At 50.3% G+C, this 18,094-nt stretch carries 18 protein-coding genes; 11 read left to right on the top strand and 7 right to left on the bottom strand.

From position 1 onward, the window contains the following. Positions 1-8: 8 nt before the first annotated feature. The 3 genes from BGO59_RS28725 to BGO59_RS28715 all read left to right on the top strand — a co-directional run bounded on the left by BGO59_RS28725 (position 9) and on the right by BGO59_RS28715 (position 2,869). A complete protein-coding gene (locus BGO59_RS28725; protein WP_293689624.1) occupies positions 9-869 on the top strand; it encodes an MBL fold metallo-hydrolase in 861 nt (286 codons plus the stop codon). A 43-nt stretch (positions 870-912) separates the two neighbouring features. Further along, complete coding sequence (locus BGO59_RS28720; RefSeq protein ID WP_293689621.1) at positions 913-2,163, top strand: VCBS repeat-containing protein; 1,251 nt, start codon at positions 913-915, stop codon at positions 2,161-2,163. Positions 2,164-2,230: 67 nt separating this feature from the next. Next, the gene (locus tag BGO59_RS28715; RefSeq protein WP_293689618.1) at positions 2,231-2,869 is read left to right on the top strand and encodes a hypothetical protein; all 639 of its coding nucleotides are present in this window, start codon (positions 2,231-2,233) and stop codon (positions 2,867-2,869) included. A 59-nt stretch (positions 2,870-2,928) separates the two neighbouring features. On the opposite strand, the gene BGO59_RS28710 is transcribed toward BGO59_RS28715, so the two are convergent. The 5 genes from BGO59_RS28710 to BGO59_RS28690 all read right to left on the bottom strand — a co-directional run bounded on the left by BGO59_RS28710 (position 2,929) and on the right by BGO59_RS28690 (position 4,953). Further along, a complete protein-coding gene (locus tag BGO59_RS28710; protein ID WP_293689615.1) occupies positions 2,929-3,279 on the bottom strand; it encodes a hypothetical protein in 351 nt (116 codons plus the stop codon). A gap of 1 nt (position 3,280) precedes the next feature. Beyond that, positions 3,281-3,631 carry a hypothetical protein gene (locus BGO59_RS28705; protein ID WP_293689612.1) on the bottom strand — a complete coding sequence of 117 codons (351 nt, stop codon included), beginning with the start codon at positions 3,629-3,631 and terminating at the stop codon, positions 3,281-3,283. 41 nt (positions 3,632-3,672) lie between these two features. Continuing rightward, entirely contained in the window at positions 3,673-4,020 is a 348-nt protein-coding gene (locus BGO59_RS28700; protein ID WP_293689609.1) for a hypothetical protein, read from the bottom strand. Positions 4,021-4,042: 22 nt separating this feature from the next. After that, the gene (locus tag BGO59_RS28695) at positions 4,043-4,402 is read right to left on the bottom strand and encodes a hypothetical protein (RefSeq protein WP_293689606.1); all 360 of its coding nucleotides are present in this window, start codon (positions 4,400-4,402) and stop codon (positions 4,043-4,045) included. Between the two features lie 173 nt (positions 4,403-4,575). Beyond that, entirely contained in the window at positions 4,576-4,953 is a 378-nt protein-coding gene (locus BGO59_RS28690) for a hypothetical protein (RefSeq protein WP_293689603.1), read from the bottom strand. Between the two features lie 169 nt (positions 4,954-5,122). Here BGO59_RS28690 and arfB point away from each other — a divergent pair, with 169 nt between their 5' ends. The 3 genes from arfB to BGO59_RS28675 all read left to right on the top strand — a co-directional run bounded on the left by arfB (position 5,123) and on the right by BGO59_RS28675 (position 7,318). After that, a complete protein-coding gene (gene arfB / locus BGO59_RS28685) occupies positions 5,123-5,524 on the top strand; it encodes an alternative ribosome rescue aminoacyl-tRNA hydrolase ArfB (protein WP_293689600.1) in 402 nt (133 codons plus the stop codon). 196 nt (positions 5,525-5,720) lie between these two features. Continuing rightward, positions 5,721-5,846 (top strand): hypothetical protein, encoded by a 126-nt coding sequence (locus BGO59_RS28680; RefSeq protein WP_293689597.1) that lies wholly within the window; start codon positions 5,721-5,723, stop codon positions 5,844-5,846. A 14-nt stretch (positions 5,847-5,860) separates the two neighbouring features. Next, entirely contained in the window at positions 5,861-7,318 is a 1,458-nt protein-coding gene (locus tag BGO59_RS28675) for a sulfatase (RefSeq protein WP_293689594.1), read from the top strand. Between the two features lie 24 nt (positions 7,319-7,342). On the opposite strand, the gene BGO59_RS28670 is transcribed toward BGO59_RS28675, so the two are convergent. Together BGO59_RS28670 and BGO59_RS28665 are read right to left on the bottom strand one after the other, a co-directional pair. Continuing rightward, on the bottom strand, positions 7,343-8,179 hold the full coding sequence (locus BGO59_RS28670; RefSeq protein ID WP_293689591.1) for an HNH endonuclease: 837 nt from the start codon (positions 8,177-8,179) through the stop codon (positions 7,343-7,345). Then, entirely contained in the window at positions 8,176-9,492 is a 1,317-nt protein-coding gene (locus BGO59_RS28665; RefSeq protein WP_293689588.1) for an AAA family ATPase, read from the bottom strand. The genes BGO59_RS28670 and BGO59_RS28665 overlap by 4 nt, the downstream gene beginning before the upstream one ends. A gap of 200 nt (positions 9,493-9,692) precedes the next feature. Between BGO59_RS28665 and BGO59_RS28660 the strand changes: the two genes are divergently transcribed. The 5 genes from BGO59_RS28660 to BGO59_RS28640 all read left to right on the top strand — a co-directional run bounded on the left by BGO59_RS28660 (position 9,693) and on the right by BGO59_RS28640 (position 17,960). After that, positions 9,693-10,331, top strand: coding sequence for a sigma-70 family RNA polymerase sigma factor (locus BGO59_RS28660; RefSeq protein ID WP_293689585.1), 639 nt, complete (start codon positions 9,693-9,695; stop codon positions 10,329-10,331). Positions 10,332-10,401: 70 nt separating this feature from the next. Beyond that, the gene (locus BGO59_RS28655) at positions 10,402-11,520 is read left to right on the top strand and encodes a FecR family protein (protein WP_293689582.1); all 1,119 of its coding nucleotides are present in this window, start codon (positions 10,402-10,404) and stop codon (positions 11,518-11,520) included. 224 nt (positions 11,521-11,744) lie between these two features. Further along, on the top strand, positions 11,745-15,116 hold the full coding sequence (locus BGO59_RS28650; protein ID WP_293689579.1) for a TonB-dependent receptor: 3,372 nt from the start codon (positions 11,745-11,747) through the stop codon (positions 15,114-15,116). Between the two features lie 19 nt (positions 15,117-15,135). Beyond that, positions 15,136-16,632: a RagB/SusD family nutrient uptake outer membrane protein gene (locus BGO59_RS28645; protein WP_293689576.1), complete on the top strand. Its 1,497-nt coding sequence runs from the start codon at positions 15,136-15,138 to the stop codon at positions 16,630-16,632. Beyond that, on the top strand, positions 16,629-17,960 hold the full coding sequence (locus BGO59_RS28640; RefSeq protein ID WP_293689573.1) for a hypothetical protein: 1,332 nt from the start codon (positions 16,629-16,631) through the stop codon (positions 17,958-17,960). Before BGO59_RS28645 ends, BGO59_RS28640 begins: the two co-directional genes overlap by 4 nt. Positions 17,961-18,094 lie beyond the last annotated feature (134 nt).

Here is an 18,094-nt window from a genome sequence, read left to right as displayed (position 1 = left end):
CTACCCATATGCTGAAACCTGCCTTTAAAAAAGACAACACCCTATTGGCTGATATTGAAGCCGCTTGTGAGCAACCCGATACCCTACATATCTGGTGGCTTGGCCAAAGTGGTTTTCTCCTCCAATATGCCGGTAAGCAGTTGCTGTTCGATCCGTATCTGTCCGATTCCTTGAGCCGTAAATATGCCAACACTGATAAGCCGCATGTGCGTATTTCGGAGTTGGTTACAAAACCAGATATGCTGACGGGAGTCAATGTGGTAACATCAAGCCATAACCATACCGATCACCTGGATGCTGAAACATTGCTTCCGTTAATTCAGGCAAATCCGGCGATTCAACTGGTCATTCCCGAAGCGAACCGAACCTTCATTGCCGACCGGCTTCAATGTAATATGAATTGGCCTATTGGTCTGGTCGATGGGGAGTCAGTTACGGTCGAAGGCTTTGTCCTTCACGGGGTTCCGGCTGCACATAACGAACTCGAACGAGATGCCGAAGGGCGACCTAAGTTCATGGGGTTTGTAGTGGAGATTGGACTGGGCCACGAAAGGTCGTACCGTGTGTACCATTCCGGCGACACGCTTTGGTATGAAGGCATGGTCGAATTACTACGGCCGTTTCAGGTCGATGTAGCGTTCCTGCCCATCAATGGCAATAAACCCGAACGACGGGTAGCTGGTAATCTGGATGCCGAGGAAGCTGCCCGACTAGGAAAAGAAATTGGCGCTAAGCTTGTGATACCGCACCATTATGATCTGTTTGCATTCAATACCGCTGACCCGGCTGATTTTGTGCGTGCCTGCCAGCAATACGATACGCCTTATCGGGTGATGCTGTTGGGCGAGCGGGTAAGCCTGATTCGGTAGAAGCCGAATTGAGTCGACTTTGGTCTGTAAGACAACATCCATCATGAAAAACGCCTTCTTCTTACTTCTGGGTCTTGCCGTTGTTGCGTCCGCAGTGGCTCAACCAGGTTCATCCCCGTCAGGGATGCCGAATTTTAAGGTTCAGGTGGTTGATAATCAGATTAGTATTGGGTATGGTCTGGCTATTGGCGATGTAGACGGCGATGGGCAATCAGATATACTGCTGGCCGATCAGAAAGAGTTTGTCTGGTATAAAAATCCGGGTGCCCGTATGGCGGGCGATACCTCTGCCCGATGGAAACGGTACGTGATGGCTGCCAACCTGACTCCGCAAGACAATGTGTGCATTGCCGCCCGTGATCTCGATGGCGATGGACGCGTAGAAGTTGCCGTGGGCGCTGGCTGGAATCCTGCCGAAACCGACGACAGTACGAAATCGGGGGCCGTTTTTTATCTGGTCCGACCGCAGGACCCTACCCAGCGCTGGGAACCAATCCGACTGCCGCACGAGGTAACTACCCACCGGATGCGCTGGGCAAAAGTGGGGAAGAACTATCAATTGATCGTAGTGCCGCTGCATGGCTTGCATAATCGGAATGGGAACGGACAGGGCGTCCGAATCTGGGGGTATGAGTTTCCGAAAAACCCGCGCGATAGCTGGAAACGGCATCTGGTTGACTCAACCATGCACCTGACGCATAACTTTGAAATCTGGGAAGATGGCGATGCCACAGGGCTCATTGTAGCCGGAAAAGAAGGCGGTCAGATTTTTGAATGGCGGAAGAACAAATGGCGCTCAGTCGATGATGAAGGGGCCAGTAATGCGTTACCACTCCTGAATAAAGGCGTAGACGGTATCGGTGAAATCCGACGGCTGGATAAGGGGAAATCGATTGTGACCATTCAGCCCATGCATGGTAATCTGCTCCAGGTTGAAACGGGGGCTTACTCGGTTCAGAAAGGCAGAAAAGCCGTTACGGACAAGCAAATCAGCATACTCACCGACATATTCAACCAGGGTCATGCACTGGTTTGTGGCGATTTTCTGGGACTGGGCAGCGATCAGATTGTAGCAGGCTGGCGTAATCCAAATGCTGAAAAGAAAGTTGGGGTTCGGCTATACAAACCGCAGGAGCAGGATAACGTAGGGGGCTATCCCATCGACGATCGTGTACGGATGGCTTGCGAAGATATTCAAGCGGCTGATCTGGACGGCGATGGCGACTTAGATCTCATTGCATCGGGTCGGGCAACACTCAATGTGCTGATCTACTGGAATCAGTTAAAGCACTGATTTGCCACTCAATGTAAGGGGGAGAACCGTACGGGTTTACAATGAAAACGAGTGGTCCTAAAAGGTGATGAAACGAATAGCACAGGTCGTACTGGCTCTGTTAATAGGTTGGATACTCGTTGATGTATATAGGCCCCATAAGGTTGATCTGCGTCATTTTGATCCGGCCGACGTGGCCCGACTCGATACCGATATGTGGCGATCCTACTACAAACGGAAGCCTTTGAAGCTATTCTGGCAGTCGGCCGAGTTGGTGCGAAGGCAGGTAGACGCTCCATTCTGGCGGTCGTTTGTTATTGCCTATCACGCGGCCAAAGCTGCGTTTCTATTTAAAGATGGAAAAAACAGGGCCGATTACAACCGCGCCCTGCCTGACCTGGAAGCGTTTTATGGAGCTATTAGCGCTATCAGTAAACAGCCATTTAATGTAAATCAAGCGGCCCGCCATGAACTGGAATGGTGGATTATCCGTCGGGAGCGGGAGCAACATCCGCCTGTTGAATGGGCCAGCCTTCAGGCACAGACGGTAGCTAATCTGTACCAGATTCCGGTTGAGCGTTGTGCCGAATACGGCCGGTTACGTACCGACGCCATGTTGTTTCGGGATCAGCGGGGCGAGGCAATGACGGAGGCCGACTGGCAGAAAATTCAAAAGACCCTGAATCAGGCATGGTATTCGTTAGCAAAAGCGGTTTCAGACAATTAACCCTGCTGCTAATGGTTTCACTCGTCCGCGAACAATGGCGGACGAGTGTTTAACCAACCTTAAGCATGATTGACCTGCCCTGCCAGTAGTTTTAGTCCCGCCGAAAGAGCCTCCAACCGCGTGGCCATGTCGCCTTCTGAACCCATCATTGTACTAAACTCCGATGTTTGAGTGGCCAGCGTGTTCAATAACCGACAGAGTTCATCACTATTTATGGAATCCATCTGTAGTTGTTCTTTCACCTGTTCAAGCGTTTGGGCAATCGGGCCCGCATTGTCCGCCTGATGCAGTTGAGTCAGCCATTGGTCAATAATAGGTGAGCCATCCTGGGGCGTGGTGGAGCCCGATTCGCTTTCCAGAACGGTCATGGTCGAATCAAGTAGTTCGGAGGCATCTTCGTGCGTAAACATATCAGATCTGGTTAGTAAAATTGCGGAGCACTGTTGCTAGTTGTTGGAGCTGGGGCACAGTATCTCTGTCGACTGAAGGCTCATGCGAGAGGATCATCATGTGGCTGGACATGTTCAAAAGCCATTGGCGTACTTTTTCACCATCCACATGACCTGATCTTAAGTGGTCGCGCAAGGCCGTAATTTCCCCCAGAATGCGTTCCGTGCCGACATTGCCGGGAAGAGCATTTCGCCAGCCTTCGAGTAGTAAAATTCCCTGGTCAGCTGTAATGGTAGCGTGTGTTCCATCGCCGAATGCACCCAATGTATCAATCAGCATCCGGTGTTCGAGTGTTGTTTCTGTTGCTTCCATAGGTAGTCTTGTTTATGGTGGTGATGGGGTTGTAATTGTCGTTAACTAGTAGGGGCGCCATAATGGCGTAAAATTTTAGACAGGCTTTCCAAACCACCCGTCCAGGTGCCTTCGGAGTTTTCATCTTCGGCTATAGCCTGCGCTTTGTCGGCCAGGCTAGCCATTAGCTGTCGTATGTACTTTGTATTGGGCGAAGTATCCTGCAAAGCCGTACGCAACTCAGTAAGTTGCCCTGTAAGCTGCTCCATATTTGGGTCACCTTGTAAGGCTTGTAACCAACCATCAATCAGCGTAATACCCTGGTCGGGAGAGATAGGCTGGCTATTAGTACGGAATATAGCGAGCGTATTATCGAGCATACTCGCTTCCCATTGATTCGTTCCTAGCATAGTGAAAATGATTAACAGGAGTTTATCGCGTTTCGACCACCTGAACACCCGCTAGTTTACGGAGTGTGGTAGCCAGATTTTCCAGTTTGGAAGCGGTTTGTTCCTGCATGTGTGAACCCTGAGCGATTAGTGAGGTTAAGTCGGCAAGGTCTAACAGTAAAGCCCGTACCTGGTCTGGATCGGGATGATTCAGCTGGAGCTGGTCCCGTAGAGCCGTAAGCTTTTCTTCGATGAGTGTTGTTCGCTCATTACCTTGAATCACTTTCAGCCAACCGTCGATGAGATCGACACGTCCGGGCGTAGACGTTACGATGGAATTGTGTTCGTCAGTAAGGCTATCTGTTTGATCAAATAACCGCTGATCCAATGCGTGAGAAACCATATTGCTTAAACGTTAGCAACAGGCCGGGCGACTATGTAGGCCGACAATTCCCAGTCTGTCGGTGATTGATCTTAGAATAACTTACTAACTGGGTGTTTGTTTGGGTTTTTTGTCCACCAGAAGGGTATTGTATGAGTGGGGTAGGCAAGAAATACATCCTGATTGAGCATCGTTTACCTGTCAAGATGGCTCACTGCCTGGCGATGCAGATTTTCAAGAAGGGCAATCAATTGCGAAAGCTCTACCTGCTCAGCGGTGGCTTCAACCGTAGTCGCAATGGTACGGGTTTGCTCAATCAGGTCCTGTAGTAGATTCGCAATCTGGCGGTTATCGATCCGGTTGTACCGTTGAGCAGCATCCAGTTCAGGCCGAAGCCGTTCGAGTGTTTCGGCAATATCGTCGGTGGCTTCATCGCTGACATCTTCCAGGCGGTTCAGCCATTTATCGATGAGCGATAGCCCATCTGTTGCGGTGATAGTGTCGATGTTTCCGTCGAGCGTATTGACGGTTTCATCAATAAGCGCAATCTGAGTTTGATCGTTGGAAATCATTGGTTCGTTTCGTTGAGTAAGTGTTGTTTCGTGCGAAAGGCTTTTGGTTTATTAACTCGCTAGAGCCTTCCACCCGTGGTATTGGTTTGCTTTGAAATTGAACTGACGCGTGTGGGGATTGTTCGCTGGAAGGATGGATTTTTCTGATTTGTTACTTACCTTGCCCGGTATGGATGCCACACGATTACAGCCCGAAATTCAATACCAGTTTGCCCGCAGTGGGGGTGCGGGAGGCCAGAATGTAAATAAAGTTGCCACTAAAGCGGAGTTGCGGTTCAATGTTCGTCACTCGACGTTGCTCTCCGACGATGAGCGGGCTATCCTGGAAGAGAAGTTAGCAACTAAACTAACTACAGAGGGCGAACTGGTCCTGACCCATCAAACCGAGCGCACTCAGCTAGCCAATAAGGAGAAAGTCACCAGGAAGTTTTATCGGCTGGTTGAAAAAGCGTTCGAAACACCCAAACCCCGCAAAGCTACCAAGCCTTCCAAAGCTTCAATTGAAGAACGCATTAGCCAGAAGAAGCGTAAAGCTGACGTGAAAGAGGGCCGCAAACGCGTGGACTATTAGACGTGTGTGCTGTCAGATGCTCACATCTGACACGGCGAGGTTGCTACTAACCGACAACACATACGACTTGTGGAGAAAGCACTTTTTCCATGGTTCAATTGCGGACAAGCGGAGACAATAATAAGTCAATAGACTGGCGCTAATAGCTACTCTTTTACTGCTGCTTGGATTAGGTACGATCTGGCCCACGATGTTAATGAAACGACTAATGAATGTAGCGGACGAGAAACCCGACCTGCTGCGTCAGTTTGAGGCTATCGGGGCAAGCGAACATAGACCAACGCATATCAACGAATGGGAAATAATCAACCCGGAATTTTGACTAAACTACCTGCCATGAACTTACTTCCCCGACGATTGTCGCATCTATTAGTTAGTACCTTCACTTTGCTTGGCGTTGGTTTACTGATCAGTGCCTGGGTTGAGAAACCGGCTCCGGCTCCGCCCAATGTTGTCCTGTTTTTTATGGACGATATGGGCTATGGCGACTTATCGGTAACCGGAGCGCTGGACTACACAACTCCGAATCTGGATCGCATGGCCGCCGAAGGGTCACGATTCTCCAACTTTCTGGTTGCTCAGGCCGTCTGTAGTGCATCGCGAGCGGCTCTGCTGACGGGTTGTTATCCAAATCGGCTGGGTATTTCGGGCGCTCTTGGGCCTAACTCGCCTATCGGGCTGAACCCGAACGAAGAAACCCTGGCTGACTTGCTCAAGGAGCGTGGCTATGCTACGGGTATTTTTGGAAAATGGCATCTGGGCGACCGGAAGCAGTTTTTACCGCTTCAACAGGGCTTCGATGAGTATTATGGTGTACCCTATTCGCACGATATGTGGCCGCTTCATCCGGCGCAGGCGCAGGCACACTATCCTCCGCTGAACTGGATTGAAGGAAACGAGCCTAAAGAAGAGATCAAAGACCTGAACGACGCCAGCAAAATCACCTCAACAGTGACCGAAAAAGCGCTTTCCTTCATCCGTCGACACAAGAATGCTCCGTTTTTTCTGTATGTCCCACATCCGCTGCCGCACGTACCACTGGCAGCTTCGGACAAGTTTAAAGGGAAAACCGCCCGTGGATTGTTTGGTGATGTGCTGACCGAACTGGACTGGTCCGTCGGACAGATTCTGGGCGAATTGAAAAAACAGAATCTGGACAAAAACACGCTCGTTATTTTCATCAGCGATAATGGTCCCTGGCTCAACTACGGCGATCATGCGGGTTCGTCGGGCGGCTTCCGCGAAGGAAAGGGAACGTCGTTTGAGGGCGGGCACCGGGTGCCTTGCCTGGTTCGCTGGCCGGGCGTGGTGCCAGCAGGCCGGGTATGCAATAAGCTCCTGACTACGCTGGATATTCTGCCGACCGTAACCAAGCTCTGCGGTGCCCGACTTCCTAAAAACCGCATCGATGGTGTCGACTGGATTGCCCTGCTCAAAGGCGATGAATCCGTCACTCCTCGCGATAAGTTCTACTACTATTACCGCAAAAACAGCCTGGAAGCCGTTCGGGAAGGTGATTGGAAACTGGTGTTAGCGCATCCGGGTCGTACCTACGAAGGATTTCTGCCGGGGCAGAACGGGAAGCCAGGGCCCAGTACCGAAACGCACGAGTTTTCGGCAGGTTTGTATGACCTCCGTCGTGATCCGGGTGAGCGCTACGACGTTCGGGAGCAACATCCTGAGATTGTCGCCAAACTGGAAAAAATCGCTGAAGAAGCCCGCGCCGATCTGGGCGACGACATTCAGAAGCGGGCCGGTACCAACGTCCGTGAACCCGGCCGGATCACGCAATAACCTAATGCTAGCTAATTCATAAACTTACCAGTTCAGCGCTTCAGGAGCCTGATCAAATAAATCATCGAGATCCTTGTCAATTTGGGCAAGGATCTTTCGTTTGTGATAGCGTTGCATTTCCCGCCAAACGGTAGGATGCCCCTTTTTTCTCAACTGATCAATCATACTATCGAGTTGTACTTGTGGACTTCCTACATCACGGTGATGTATAAACTCACGCAAGCGAGCCTTATAATCGCCATAGGCTTCCTGTCGAGCCTGTCGAAGAAATTCACGTTCGACATGATTTAATCGTAAAACTTCATCAAATGTATATTCCGCTCGTTGGTAATCTTTAGAGCCTTTGGGTTTGATAATGACGAACTTAAACGTGTCCTTCAGATCAAGCATACAGAACTCCAGCGGATCATCTAGTCGTGGATTAATGAGAACGGCCTCACCGTTAGGTGGCTTTATGGATAGAGTACCACGAGGTGGATTAACCGCCTGAAATTCTCCCGAATCAGCCCGGAAAACGGCAAACTTATTGTTTTTAGGCCCGTTACAATTGCCACAAGCATACACATAGTTATTCCAGTCAAAGACCTTTTCAGGGTATAAATCTTTGGGGTAAATATGTTCAACTTCATCGGCAACGGAATCCTCGCAATACACACACCGACGAGCCCCAGAGCACATGTGCGTCAAGGCTTTTTTGACTTCATCAAATGTTGCATTTCCTTTCCTGTTTCGGTTGCTAAAACTGGTTTTGGCCAGAGCAGATTGCGCTTCGAATCCATCCTGGCTATCGATTTCTTGCTGAAACGCGGTTAATGAATCCAGTACTTTCTGCTCAGGCTGAACATCGGGTAATTTAATCATCCTTGGGTTGGGAAAATGCTGCGTAACGCATTGAGCTGTTTTTCTTCGTCGGGTGAAATCTGACCCATAATCGACTTAATGTTGAGTTCAGCCAGTTCGTTGAGCTTATCATTGGCCGATTCAGAGCGGGCTACATTATCACCAAATGCATTGGTCCCGTAGGCATCCAGCACGTTGCCATAGACTAATCGTTTCTTTTCGTCGCCGGTTATTTCATGCGCCACATCATCGCTACCGGGGGCAGGTAGTTGCCAGATTGAGCCTTTCTCAGCCGCCCGGCAAACAAGTGGACTATGTGTGGTGACAATGAATTGAAGATTAGGAAAATACTTGGTGAACCACTGCCCAATATTCGTTTGCCAGGTAGGGTGAAGGTGCGCATCTACTTCATCAATGAGAACGACGCCGGGGAAATCTATTTTCTTGTCTTTATTATATGAATCATATATATCGTGAATATTATAGGCCCTTATAAGATGGCGTAATAAGTCTATTACTAAACTGAGTATAGAACGATACCCGTCACTCATTTGTAATACTGAGATTGTGGTGCCATTCCCATCTTTTAGAAAAATTCCGTCTTTATTTACTCGCCCAATCTTTGTGTTATTAGGCAATAAGTTTGAAAGATTGATAAAGTCACTTAGCATCATTAACTCAAATTCAGCTATACTACTACTCTCATCTTCAGTATCTAAGCTGGATAGATATAACTCTCTTAAATAATTTAAGGCGCCTGATAGAGCGATATCTTCCCCAAATATTGATAAATGTGCTGCTAGTTTTGGGTTTGATCTTTCTAAATCTTCCTCCTTTTGGCGGTCACCACCTGTAAAGCGACGAAAAGGCCCATAACCAGCAGAGAACCAAGCATTCTTTATAAAATAACGTCGCTTATATGATGCATTATTCTCAGAAATGGATTCAGTTTTAATGCTGTTATACCTTATTGATCCTCGAAATATAACCTCATCAATTTCAACGTTTCTGGGCTTATTAGTATCCTTTTTTAGGCTAACTTTATTCGTTACAACTTCTTGGCTTTCTGAATCATATCCTTTTTGGGGTAATACGTCTAAAGTAATATTGCCAGACTGTTGCCCTTTTTTTAACCAATCATCCCAACTCTGACGAGTAGCATTAATATCCTCATAATCCAACAACGCCAACGCTACTGACCGTACAATAGTCGATTTCCCCGAGCCATTGTCGCCAATCAGCACGTGCCAGCCTGCTTCCTGACCTTCGGGGAACGTCATTTCGAAATGCTCGATGGAGCGTATATTATTGATTTCGATGCGTCGGATATACATAGTGGGTAAAATTAAGAAAAGTCAGTGTCATGGTTATACTGATGGATACAATGCTGGGGGCAAAAGAACTCAGAAACTTATTTTTCAACAATTTTTGCACAATCCTGAGTATTATTTGAATTATCGCCCCTATTAACCAGCGTAACCGCCCGGAATCATCCATCAGGCTACTCATTGAATTACGGATAACGAGGAAGATTATGCTGAAGCCCGACCTGAGTCATACCGCACAGCGCACCTGGGAGCGAACCGACGAAACCGTACTCTGGCAACAGTTCCGGGAGGGGCAGGAAGCGGCTTTTCAGGGGTTGGTCCAGCATTTTTACCGGGAACTCCACTTCTACGGTGGCCGCTTCACCCGCGATTCTGATCTGCTGAAAGATTGCCTGCAAGACCTGTTTCTGGACTTGTGGACCTACCGAAACAAGATTGTACAGACGCCCTACATCCGACCCTATCTCTACAAGTCGCTTCGACGCAAAATTCATCGGGAAGTGATGCGTCATTCGGCCGTCGTGAGCGACGATAGCATGCCGTTCGATGACGTGAGTTCAGATGAAATAACGGCGGAGCAGGCCATGATCCATACCGAATTGTCGGAATATCAGACGGCTCGATTGAATGCATTACTGGCGCAACTGTCGGATCGGCAGCGGGAGGCCATTCACCTGAAATTCTATGCCGAATTGTCGAACGAGGAAATTGCCGATATACTGGCCGTCAATAAGCAGTCGGTTGCCAATCTCTTGCATCGGGGACTGACTCGCCTGCGTGAAAGCTGGCCGTCACTACTCTCGCTGCTGGCGGGCTGGTTGCTGCACGAATCGTTCACAAAATAAAGACGATGTGCTGAGTATCATCCCGAAAAATGTCCCTATTAACAACCGAAACGGCTTACTCCCACACGATATGAAAGCTTATCAACAGTATACCGTCGAAGACTTTCTGACGGATAGCTGGTTTCTGGCCTGGGTAAAACACAACCATCCTGAAGCCCGTCAGTTCTGGGAGCAGTGGCAGCAGCAGCATCCCGACCAGCGCGATACCCTGCTATTGGCTAAAGACATGGCCGAAGCCCTCAAACACCGTCCGCATAGTCTTTCGGCTGATCAGGAGCAACGGGAGGTAGAACAGATCGTGAAACTGACCCGGCACGTACCCGTACAGTCGAACTGGCCCGTTCAGCGAAACCTATGGACCCAGTACCGATGGCTGGCAGCCGCTATGGTGTTGCTCATACTGAGCGCTGGCGGGTGGTTTCTTGCCAATCGCGGTGAAGCCAACTCGACAACTGTTTCTCATAATCCATCTAAGGTCGATGAGCCTACCACGGATAAATGGGTAAATCAGGTCAATGGCACCTCGCAACCCGTACAACTTTCCTTACCCGATGGGAGCCAGTTGACCCTGATGGCTCATAGCCAGGCTTCCTATCCACACACCTTTGATTCGGAGAAACGGGAAGTATACCTGAAAGGTGATGCTCTGTTCTCGGTCGTTCATGAAGGGAAGCGCCCGTTTCTGGTCTATAGCGGAACCCTGGTAACGCGCGTATTAGGTACCCGATTCCGGGTGCAGGCTCGGCCCGGCGATACCCGAATGATGGTGTCCGTTCTGTCGGGCAAAGTGTCGGTGATGAATCAGAAAGACTGGGCTTCGGCCCGATCGTCTCCAAATGTGCCCAAAGCAGGCGTTGTCTTGACGGCCAATCAACAGGTAACGTACGATGCCAGCCAGGGAAGTTACCAGAAAGAGCTGGTAGCGAAACCGAACCTGCTTCCCACGACATCCGAAACACCGGAAACGTTTACGTTCGACGATACCCCGGCGACAGCAGTTTTCGAGCGGTTAAAGAAAGCGTATGGGGTGGAGATTATTTACGACGCGTCGGCGCTGCGGCATTGCACCCTAACGGCATCTCTGGCGGGTGTTTCGCTCTACGATCAGCTTCAGTTGTTGTGTGCTTCTATCGGCGCTTCGTACGAAGTGGTGGATGCCCGCATCATTATTACCAGCAAAGGCTGTTGAAAAGTAAATGAATAATTGACAATGCATAATGCTCAATGAGTGAGCCTCTGGTAGCACATTATACATTATTCATTGTCAATTATTCATTGCCCATTATCCATTAAAAAAAGCCCGCTATGCTGCAACATAACGGGCGCACTTGACCGATCTGGCGGCTATTTCGGGCCACCGCCGACCGGTATAGCTACTCCTTTGCCCGGAATAACTAGACCTACCCCCAAGTTATGTACAAGTTTACAAATCACGAAACGATTCGGATGCTTATGCGAATCTCGCTACTCCAATTGTTGCTTACGGTATGGCTGGTCAACGGCGTTCTGGCAGCAAATGCCCAGGAACTCCTTGATCAGCGAGTCAGTATCCGGCTGGATAACAACACGTTCCGGCAGGCTCTGCAAACGCTGGAAAAAACCGCGCATATCAAGTTCGTCTACAGTCGGCAGATTGTTCAGATCGACCGAAAGGTGTCGCTGGCGGCTACAGACGAAAAACTGGCCGATATTCTGGAACGGCTGTTAAAACCCCTGCAACTGCGGTACGTGGTAACGGGCAGTCAGATTGCCATTGTACCCGGCCCATCGGCCGATGATGTGGGCGATACGGGTCCATCGCAGGCACATCTGGAAGCTGCCGACAGAACTATCACGGGCACGGTGAAAAGCGAAACAGGGCAGGGGCTACCGGGTGTGAGTGTGGTGGTGAAAAATACTACACGCGGTACAACCACCGATGTGGATGGACGCTATCGACTTTCCATTCCTGACAATGAATCAGGCACTGTGTTGGTCTTTTCGTTTGTTGGTTATCTGAATCAGGAAATGGCTATTGGCAGTCGTTCTACTATCGATGTGCAGTTGGCTCCTGACACCAAAGCCTTGGGCGAAGTGGTGGTAGTTGGGTATGGCACGCGTACCAAAAGCTCGATCACAGGCTCTATCGCGTCGGTGAAAGCCGAGGAGTTAAAAGTGACACCCGTCGCTAATTTGGCTCAGGGTATTCAGGGTCGTGTACCTGGACTCGATATGCGTCAGAATTCGGGGACACCCGGCGGCAATATCAGCGTGCGCATTCGGGGCACCAACTCGATCAACGGAACCTCGGAACCGCTCTATGTAATCGATGGTATTCAGATTTCGGCTACGTCGGCGGTTAATGCCGCTAACCCTTTGTCGCAGATAAACCCGTCGGATATTGAGTCGGTAGAAGTGCTGAAAGATGCGGCTGCAACCGCTATTTATGGAGCCAGAGCCGCCAATGGGGTAGTCCTGATTACGACCAAACGGGGGAAAGATGGCGTGACCAACGTGACGTATGATGGCTATGTGGGCCAGCAGGAAACTACCCGAAAACTGGGTATTCTGGATGCGTCGCAATTTGCTCAGTTGGAAAACGACACGTATAACCCGACCGTTATTTATCCCAATCCGGCTAGCGTCGGCAAAGGCACTAACTACCTGGATCTGATCTTCCGAAAGGCCATGATCCAGAACCACCAGTTGTCGGTAACCAGCGGTAATAATAAAACCCAGATTGCGCTGGGTGCCAACTACTTCAATCAGGACGGCATCATCAAATCGACCAATTACAAACGGTATGCCTTTCGGGCCAATATTGACCATCGGATCAACGACCGGTTTAAACTCGGTACCAGCCTCTACTATACCGTCACGAACGAAAACCGGGTCAATGCGGGCGGGACGGGGGTGAACGTGACCAGCGCTCGTGAGGGGATTCTGGGTCGGGCGGTGGCTGCTCCGCCGGTATTACTTCCCTTTCGACCCGATGGTAGCGTCTATTCCTTTGCCGATCAGATGAACGGCCGCTACCGGGAAACAGTCAACCCAATGGGCGAACTGGCTAAAAAGGATTATACGACCAATAATCGTCTGTTAGGTAATCTGTACCTGGAAGTCGCCATTGTAAAAGGGCTTACCTACCGGGCCAGTTTCAACGCCGACCTGACATCTGGGTTGCAGGAGCAGTATTCCCCTCGCTCTATCGTCGATTCGATTTCGCTCAATAACCCCAATGCCGTCAACGGTAGTGCCAGCAACAACAGCAACTATTTTCGCTCGCTCCTGCATGAGAGTATCCTGACGTATAAAAACGTTTTTCGCCAGCATCATTCCCTCAATATCACCGCCGTATACGCGACCCAATCCGATATTTTACAAACCAATAATCAAACGGCTTCCGGCTTTGGCAACGACTTTACGCAGAACTACGCAACGGGCAATGCAACGGTCTATGCCTTGTCCAGTTCGCGTAGTAAAAGTAGCCTGGTATCGTATCTGGGCCGGGTTTCGTATGGCTTCAAAGATCGGTATTTCCTGGACCTGACGGGCCGGATCGACGGATCGAGCAAATTCGGAGCGAACAACAAATACGGCTTTTTTCCGGCCATATCGGGTGCCTGGCGAGTCATTGAAGAAGATTTCATGAAACCCGTCACGTTTATCACCGACCTGAAAGTACGAGCGAGTTATGGCGTAACCGGGAATGCCGGAGCCATTGGGTCGTATCAGTCGCTGGCAACGGTGAGCGGTCAGGGCTACAACTACAATTTCAACAACAACGTCCAGACGGGCATCAACCCGACAGCCATTGCTAATCCCGATCTGAAATGGGAGCAGGCTACTCAGCTTGATATTGGTGTCGATCTGGCTTTGCTTAACAACCGCCTGAACGTGGTTGCTGATTACTATCATAAGCGTACCGATAACCTGTTGTTCACCAAAGCGTTGCCCTGGTCGTCGGGCTACACAACCATCACGGGGAATTATGGCTCCATCGAAAATAAGGGATTTGAACTCGGTATTAGCGGGAAGATTTTAACCGGAATCGTCAAATGGGACGCGTCGGGGAATATAACCTTTAACCAAAATAAAGTGCTGGCACTGGATGGTATTCAGCAGGAGTTGGCCTTGTCGAGCTATTCGATTCTAAAAGTTGGCTACCCGCTGGGTGTTTATCGGACCTATATTCTGGACGGCATCAACCAGACGGGCGAGACCTTTCTGCCTGGGTACGACGCCCGGACGGGTGGCTTCAAAATCAAGGACGTCAATGGCGATGGCAAGATCAGTACGGATGATCAGGTGATTGTCGGCAATGCACAGCCGAAGTACTTTTTCGGCTTTTCGAGTTCGGTAAAATACAAGAATTTCGAGCTGAGTGGGTTTGTGCAGGGCGTACAGGGTAGCCGACTGTTCAATGGGTTCCGGTTTACATTCGAGACCCCTTCGGGACAGGTCAATCTGCTGGAAGGTATGGCCAATCGCTGGTCGGCCACCAATCCGAATAACGAGTATGTGAAACCGGCCCAGGGAACGAACCTGCCTGTGGGCGATCGCTGGGTAGAGGATAATTCCTACATCCGGGTCAAGAACCTGACACTGGCTTATAACCTTCCCCGTACCAAATTCAGCAAGAGCATTCGGGCCTACGTCAGTGGCAATAACCTGTTTACGATAACCAACTACCAGGGCTGGGACCCCGAGTCGAACAACTACGGCAGCTCCAACGCTTTGTTCTACGACAATGGTACGTACCCGGCAGCTAAATCGTATGTCGTTGGCCTTCAGTGTACCTTCTGACCACTAACTCCTGACTTTTATGAAATGCTATTTTTCTAAATCCACCCTGGCAGCATTTGTCGTCGCTGTTTGTGCCAGCGCCTGTCAGAGCCTGGACGAAACGGTGTATTCGTCCGTGATCACCACCGATTTTTATAAGAGTTCACAGGATGCTGAAGCGGCCCTGACAGCCGCCTATGGCTCCATCAACGACCTGTTCGATCAGGCTCCTATGGTGCTGGCCTCCGATTTTGCGGCCGATCAGCTTTGGGTGAAGCCGGTGGTAGGCCGCAACGTCTTTGCGCTCTACAGTTACGATTCGGATTATTCGTCTTCCAAAAGTTTTGGGCGTACGGCTGAGAGCCCGCTGGGTTTATGGCAGTTTTGTTACAAAGGCATCGAAAATGCGAACTGGGTCATCGAACGCGTACCATCCATTAATATGGAGACCACACGCCGGGATGCCATTGTCGGTGAAGCTAAGTTTTTGCGGGCGCTGTATCATTTTACCCTGGCCAAAAGCTTTGGGGATGTGGTGATTCGGACATCACCCAGCAAAAGTGAATCGGATGCGCTGGTAGCTAAAAGCCCGAAAGCCGATGTCTACAAACAGATTTACAAAGACCTGGACGACGCAATCGCCAAATTGCCCTCGTATTCGGCATCGACAGTAAAAGGACGACCGTCGAAAGAAGCGGCTACTGGATTATACGCTAAAGCAGCTCTGTATGCCGAGGATTGGGCAACGGCTAAAGCGAAAGCCATTGAGGTAATCAATTCAGGGAAATATAGCCTCATGACCGACGTACTGGATCTGTACAATGTGGAGAAAGAAGACCTGGCCCGGCAGGAGAATATGTTTGCCTTCGAGGGCGATTACAGTACAAAAGCGCGGGCTACAACGATGATGGGCTTGTGTGGCCCGCCAAACAGTGCCGGACGCGACTATGGCAACTCAACCTTTGGGTCGCTGTTTGCCTTTCAGTCGTTCTTTGACTCCTTCGACCCGAAGGACAAACGGCGGCAACTGCTCGACACGACTTACATCAGTGTGGCCGGGAAAGTGATTCTGCAAAAAGACATTACCCCCTATACGGTGAAGGGGGTGCTGATCAAAAAGTACATGGACAAAAACTCAATCGGAGCGAAGGGGCGGAACAATGTACCAATGCTGCGGCTGGCCGATATGTATCTGATTGCTGCTGAGGCCGAAGCGCGGCAGAACGGTCCTACTGCAACGGCCTATCAGTACATTAACGCTATTCGGAAGCGGGCAGGGCTGGCCGATTTACAAACGGGGTTGAGCAAAGACAACTTTATCAGTGCGGTGCTCCAAGAACGAAGCTGGGAGTTTTTTGCCGAAGGCGACCGCTGGTTCGACCTGACCCGGACGAATACCTTCCTAACCGTGATTCCGAAGGCAGTCAATGAGGTGTATCCGGTGCGGGCTCCGCAGGCCAAACACCGTTACTACCCCATTCCGATGGACGAAATCCGGGCCAACCCCAAGCTCGAACAGAACCCGGACTGGAAATGAGCAGGCTTTATCAAGCAGGTAAACTGGTCGTCGCGGGGCTGGTTGTAATCGGACTTTGTGCGTTCCTGCCAACGGCATCGGTCGTTCCCGACGGACCCGTTTTTTCGGGGACGGCCGACAGTCTGAATATGGAAAAGGCTCACCAGGAAATCTGGCGTCGGTTCGTGGATGAACATCAGGTGTTGATCGATTTTGCTGAGGCTGACGGACATTTCGACCGACCAACAGCAGAAGAGTTTCGGCAGAACAAACCCAATGCACTAGGCTGGTGGACACCGACTGAAAACGGCTCCATGTTCAACGGACTGTACCTGGACGGGCTTTGTCAGCGGTGGCTGCATCGGCATCAGGAGAGCGACCGACAAAAAGCCCGAAAGCTGGTGCAGGGATTGTTGTTACTGGCGTCGGTGGGCGATACACCCGGTTTTATCGGCCGTGGTGTAGCAACCGATGGTAAAACTCCACCCTCGATGGGCTCCAATGATCAGACATCGCCCTGGTTTTACGGACTATGGCGGTATCTCTATTCCGACATGGCCGAACCCGCCGAACGTCGGCAGATCATCACTAAAATGGAGGAGGTCGCGAACGTATTAGTATCGACTAATTGGCGACTACCGACTATGTCCTATGCACCTGCCCGGTATCGGAACAGCTTTGCCATTTTTACCTGGGAAGGTGCCCCTCGGCTGCTGTTCATTCTGAAAGCGATGCATCAACTGACGGGCAATCCCAACTGGGATAAACTGTATCGGGAAGCGGCCGCTGAACTGGGTGGTGAACCTCGCCGGAGCCGGTTGCAAATCTGTGCCGATGGGATGAAGTTCGATGTGCCGAAGCAGTTTCGCTGGACGGGTATTACGAGTACGGTGGATGTGCGGGCGCTCTGGGAAATGGAAACGGACCTGACCCTGAAGCAGGCGTATGAACAGGGGCTGAATGCCAGTGCCCGCAGTGCTGCTGTCGACATTGCCCGCTGGCATCAGTTGGATAACAACGACTTGAAACCCTATCTGCACGACTGGCGGCAACTGAACCAATGGTGGACACCACAACACAGTGAACAGGATGCCTTAGATGTTTCGGCCGCGCAACTGGCTGAACTGGTTAAGCTATCCCCACGTCGAAATCAGGAATTGGGTTTTGTGCGGGAGCCACTCTGGATGTCGTGGATTGTCGCCTTATCTCCCGATACAAATCTGGTCAACCAATACCGGGCTGAGATGCTGGGGGCTATCGGACATTTTCAATACGACAAGCTGTATTACTCACAGTTTTTTCCCGTCGAAGCCGTTTGGTTTCGCCTTCGGAATCATAAAAAGTTATGATGAAGATTCTATTAACCCACTGCTTTAGCTGTGTGTGTTAAAAAAGGTCGATGTTATCATAACCGTTTTAACGGTTGAATGCGCGGTAATTGATTGTTTATAGACCCACAGCTAAAGCGGTGGGCTGTTGGTTA

Origin of the sequence: Spirosoma sp. 48-14 (assembly GCF_001898575.1) — a bacterium.
Taxonomy (GTDB): domain Bacteria; phylum Bacteroidota; class Bacteroidia; order Cytophagales; family Spirosomataceae; genus Spirosoma.
Note: the sequence above shows the minus strand (reverse complement) of the source record. Positions and strands in the feature narration are given on the sequence as shown.

Excerpts from the sequence above, each read along its gene's own strand:
- BGO59_RS28715 (WP_293689618.1), top strand. The coding sequence starts at position 2,231 with ATGAAACGAATAGCACAGGTCGTACTGGCTCTGTTAATAGGTTGGATA.
- BGO59_RS28725 (WP_293689624.1), top strand. The coding sequence starts at position 9 with ATGCTGAAACCTGCCTTTAAAAAAGACAACACCCTATTGGCTGATATT.
- BGO59_RS28710 (WP_293689615.1), bottom strand. The coding sequence starts at position 3,279 with ATGTTTACGCACGAAGATGCCTCCGAACTACTTGATTCGACCATGACC.
- arfB (WP_293689600.1), top strand. The coding sequence starts at position 5,123 with ATGGATGCCACACGATTACAGCCCGAAATTCAATACCAGTTTGCCCGC.
- BGO59_RS28670 (WP_293689591.1), bottom strand. The coding sequence starts at position 8,179 with ATGATTAAATTACCCGATGTTCAGCCTGAGCAGAAAGTACTGGATTCA.
- BGO59_RS28705 (WP_293689612.1), bottom strand. The coding sequence starts at position 3,631 with ATGGAAGCAACAGAAACAACACTCGAACACCGGATGCTGATTGATACA.
- BGO59_RS28700 (WP_293689609.1), bottom strand. The coding sequence starts at position 4,020 with ATGCTAGGAACGAATCAATGGGAAGCGAGTATGCTCGATAATACGCTC.
- BGO59_RS28640 (WP_293689573.1), top strand. The coding sequence starts at position 16,629 with ATGAGCAGGCTTTATCAAGCAGGTAAACTGGTCGTCGCGGGGCTGGTT.
- BGO59_RS28675 (WP_293689594.1), top strand. The coding sequence starts at position 5,861 with ATGAACTTACTTCCCCGACGATTGTCGCATCTATTAGTTAGTACCTTC.
- BGO59_RS28665 (WP_293689588.1), bottom strand. The coding sequence starts at position 9,492 with ATGTATATCCGACGCATCGAAATCAATAATATACGCTCCATCGAGCAT.
- BGO59_RS28660 (WP_293689585.1), top strand. The coding sequence starts at position 9,693 with ATGCTGAAGCCCGACCTGAGTCATACCGCACAGCGCACCTGGGAGCGA.
- BGO59_RS28655 (WP_293689582.1), top strand. The coding sequence starts at position 10,402 with ATGAAAGCTTATCAACAGTATACCGTCGAAGACTTTCTGACGGATAGC.
- BGO59_RS28690 (WP_293689603.1), bottom strand. The coding sequence starts at position 4,953 with ATGATTTCCAACGATCAAACTCAGATTGCGCTTATTGATGAAACCGTC.
- BGO59_RS28720 (WP_293689621.1), top strand. The coding sequence starts at position 913 with ATGAAAAACGCCTTCTTCTTACTTCTGGGTCTTGCCGTTGTTGCGTCC.
- BGO59_RS28650 (WP_293689579.1), top strand. The coding sequence starts at position 11,745 with ATGTACAAGTTTACAAATCACGAAACGATTCGGATGCTTATGCGAATC.
- BGO59_RS28695 (WP_293689606.1), bottom strand. The coding sequence starts at position 4,402 with ATGGTTTCTCACGCATTGGATCAGCGGTTATTTGATCAAACAGATAGC.
- BGO59_RS28680 (WP_293689597.1), top strand. The coding sequence starts at position 5,721 with ATGAAACGACTAATGAATGTAGCGGACGAGAAACCCGACCTGCTGCGT.
- BGO59_RS28645 (WP_293689576.1), top strand. The coding sequence starts at position 15,136 with ATGAAATGCTATTTTTCTAAATCCACCCTGGCAGCATTTGTCGTCGCT.